This window comes from Nocardia sp. NPDC060220 (assembly GCF_042727815.1).
GTDB lineage: Bacteria > Actinomycetota > Actinomycetes > Mycobacteriales > Mycobacteriaceae > Nocardia.
Genome location: NZ_JBHWZY010000325.1, coordinates 3,365 through 7,173, shown reverse-complemented (window position 1 = coordinate 7,173; position 3,809 = coordinate 3,365). Strand labels below are relative to the sequence as shown.

At 68.8% G+C, this 3,809-nt stretch carries 2 protein-coding genes; both read left to right on the top strand.

Going from position 1 to position 3,809, the window contains the following annotated elements:
* Window positions 1-327 precede the first annotated feature (327 nt).
* Window positions 328-1,353 carry a ComEA family DNA-binding protein gene (locus ACFWF3_RS18110; RefSeq protein WP_379314547.1) on the top strand — a complete coding sequence of 342 codons (1,026 nt, stop codon included), beginning with the start codon at window positions 328-330 and terminating at the stop codon, window positions 1,351-1,353.
* A 510-nt stretch (window positions 1,354-1,863) separates the two neighbouring features.
* On the top strand, window positions 1,864-3,809 hold a 1,946-nt coding region (locus ACFWF3_RS18105; RefSeq protein ID WP_379314546.1), incomplete at its 3' end, for a ComEC/Rec2 family competence protein.

The window sequence follows — 3,809 nt, the reverse complement described above, 5'->3', positions numbered from 1 at the left end:
GGGTTGCTGTTTGTCCGTGGGCAATTGGGCGATCAGCGCCAGTACCTCCGCGTCCACGCTGATATCCAGCGCTCGCCGGTGATAGAGCGGGGAATTTCCGCGCGCTTCGAGAAGTGCGAAGTCGCGGAATCGTTGTGCGAGTTCCATGGGTTCCTGGGTACGTCGAATCGGCCATGAGCGCACGGTATCCACTCGGGCAGACGAGATTCCGGGTGCGAAGCCACGCTGACCGGTGAGTTGTCCACAGGTTCGGGGTTATCCACAGGTTTCCTCGAAGCCCAGGTCGGCGCGGGTTCGTCAGGTCGACGTCGGCCTAGCGTCGCTGCCATGTCACGACACGAAGAGCACGAGCGAGTACGGCAGCGGCTGGGCGGGCTGGCGGTCCACGAGCGAGCGCGACCGAGTAGTCAGCCGCTGCGCGCGTCCGGGATGGAGGCCGCGAACAGTGTTGCCCGCCCTGACGACGGCGAAGGACAGTGGGATGATGACGAACTCGCGCCGTCGGCCGGACCGGCAGGCCCAGTGGGGACACCCGGGTGGCTCGACGATGGTGGATCGGGCAGGCGAAACCGCCTGGTGCCAGCGCGCTTCCAAGACGCACGGCTGGATCCGGGTCGTCGCGGCGCGCTGGTACTCGGGCTGGTCGGGGTCATCGCTGTGGTGTTCACCGGTGTGATGGTGCTACGCGATCAGCCGGTGGCGCGGGCGGTTCCGCCGGTACCTGTACTGCGGGCGGAAAGCGTTGCAGTACAGCCCGGCCCGACCACAGTGGTCGCGGCCGTGTCCGGTCCAGGTCCGACCTCGAGTGCCGATGTCGTCGTCAGCGTGGTCGGTTTGGTCGAACGAGCCGGGCTGCACCGATTGCCGGACGGTTCTCGGATCGCCGACGCCTTGGAGAAGGCAGGAGGGATTCGTGACGGTGCCGACCTGGCAGGCCTGAACCTGGCTCAACGACTGGTGGACGGGGACCAGGTCATAGTCGGAGCCACGGATCCTCAAACCGGTCAACCACGCCTCGGCAGCATCACGATCGGTGCTGGTCGCGCACCTGTGACCACACCCGGCACCGGCGGCTCGAACACCGCGAGCTCGAAACCAGGAGGCTCGAGCACCGCAGGTTCGAGCACCGCCGGCCTCAGTGGCGGTGTCTCGTCCGGCAATTCGCGCATCGATCTGAACACCGCGACCGAAGCCGAGTTGGACGCACTGCCCGGCGTAGGACCGGTCACCGCCAAGGCAATTCTCGCGTGGCGCACCACCAACGGACGCTTCACCGATGTCGCTCAACTCGGCGAGGTAGACGGCATCGGTCCCGCCCGGCTGGCTCGACTCCGCGACCTGGTGACGGCATGATCCATGCGAAGACACCCCGCGCGGAGGTGATCGCGTGACCTGCCCGGTGTGGCCCTGCGCACGGCTCGGAACCGGACCCGCCACAGCTCAACCCATCGAAACAGTGGAGGACTGCGCGCCGGGATCAGGCGATCTCCGTCGCCTCGCATGTCCACTCGGATCGGGCGAAAAACCTCGTTCTGCGAACGATGTGGTTGACCTGGGCATCGGTACGCCCCGACCTGACGACACGGCAGGCGGATGAGACACGAGCCGGGCGAGGGAGCGGTTCGGGAGGAACCGCGCCGGCGACCGAGAACTGTACAGCACGGGGGGACGATTCCGGGAGATTCGGACCGGCGTGGGCGGCTGGGAACGGCTGAACGCGAGGGCGCTTCGCAGGAAAGGTCGGGTCGGCGTCGGTGGACGCGAGCAGCAGAGCTCTGGGAGTCGGCGGGGCGGGGGCCGGGACGCCGGGTTCGCGTGGGACAACAAACGGGCAAAGGGGAGCCGGAGCTACAGGTACTCGATATGCGATTGGTTCCTGCGGCGTTCGGGTGCTGGGTGGCGACGATTGTCGCGGTGACTGTGGGGTGGGTCGCGGGATTGGTGCTGGCTGCTGCGTCGGTCGTGGTCGCGATCGGGTTGTGGGTGGTGCTGCTGTGGGCGATGGCGCATCGGCGGGAGCGGTGGCGGGTTGTCGCGGTGACCGGGTTGGCGACGATGCTGCTCGGTGCGGGGTTCGCGGCGGCCGGTGCTTGGCAGGAGCACCATGTCCAGGCACATCCGTTGCGAGAATCGTTCGGCCGGTCGGTGAACGTGCTCGCGGTGGTCACTGATGACGCGAAGCCCCTGCGCGCCGGTGGGTTCGGCGGTGAGCGGCGGTGGATTGTTCGTGCGGGTCTGCGCGAGTTCGGGCATGGCCCGGCATGGACGCGGGCAGGCGGTTCGATTGTGGTGCTCGCGCAGGGCAGTGAGTGGGCTGAGCTGTCGCCTGGGCAAGTGGTGCGATTCCGGGCTGAGGTCAGCGAGCCGAACCGCGCCGATCTGACGGTTGCCACCCTGCACGCCGCCGACGCACCGAAGCGGATCGGTGAGCCGCCGTGGTGGCAGCGGGTCGCGGCGAGCGTGCGCACGGATCTGGTGGACGCGTCCGCCAAGGCACTGCCACCTGCTGCGGCGGGGTTGCTGCCCGCGCTCGTTGTCGGTGACACTGTCGCGCTGCCGGAACAAGTGCGTGACGCATTCGAAATTGCTGGATTGCAGCACCTCTGTGTGGTCAGTGGAGCCAATTTCACCATCCTGCTGACGGCCCTGTTGGCGCTCGCCCGCCTGCTCACGGCCGGTCCGCGGACCAGTGCTGCCGCGGCGGCGGGGGCTGTCGCACTGTTCGTCGTGATCGCCCGCCCCGACCCGAGTGTGCTGCGCGCGGCAGCGATGGGCTCGGTGACAGTGCTCGCCCTGCTCACCGGCAGACGCAAGCAGGCGCTGCCGGCGTTGTGTGCGGCGGTAATCGGATTGCTGGCCGTTGCACCGCAATTGGCGGTGAGCGCGGGATTCGCGCTGTCGGTGCTCGCGACCGCGGGGCTGATCTTGCTCGCGCCCAGCTGGGCGGACTGGTTGCGGGCGCACGGTTGGTGGCGCGCACCCGCGGAGATCGTCGCGGTGTCGGCGGCCGCGTTCGTGGTCACCGTGCCACTGATGGTTGCCCTGTCGGGGCGGGTGAGCCTGGTGGCGATCGTGGCGAACGCGCTCGTCGCACCGGTGGTCGGGCTGATCACGGTGATCGGCGCGGTGGGCGCGGTCGTGGCCTGCGTATGGGGTGATGCCGCGGTATGGGTGCTGTGGTGCGCGCGGCCACCGATGTGGTGGTTGCTCGGCGTCGCGGATCGCGCGGCCGCGGTGCCGGGCGCCACGATCACGGTGCCTGGCGGCGTGGTCGCAGGATCGGTCGCGGCGGTGATCGTCGTCGTGGTCGTGGCGGCACTGCGCTGGTCGCACACCCGCAGACTCCTCGCGGTGGTGGTGCTGGGAGTGTCGATTGTGCTGCTCCCGGTGCGCTTCTTGCAGCCAGGATGGCCACCATCGGGCTGGGTACTCGCGATGTGTGACGTTGGGCAGGGCGACGGCCTGGCTCTGTCTGTTGCTCCCGGTGCCGCGGTCGTCGTAGACGTCGGCCCGGACCCACGCCCGATCCGGGCCTGCCTGGATCGCCTGAAAATCACCCACATCCCGCTACTGGTCCTCACTCACCCTCATGCCGATCACATCAACGGACTCGCCGGCGCTCTCCGAGGCCGCACTGTCGACGCTATAGCTACCGCCCCGGGGGAACTCCGCTCAGCGATCGCCGAAACCTGTGCCGCCGCAGACCGCACCACAGCGCCGACGCCGAGCACTGCGCCGACGCCGAGCACTGCGCCGACGCCGAGCACTGCGCCGACGCCGAGCACTGCGCCGACGCCGAGCACTGCGCC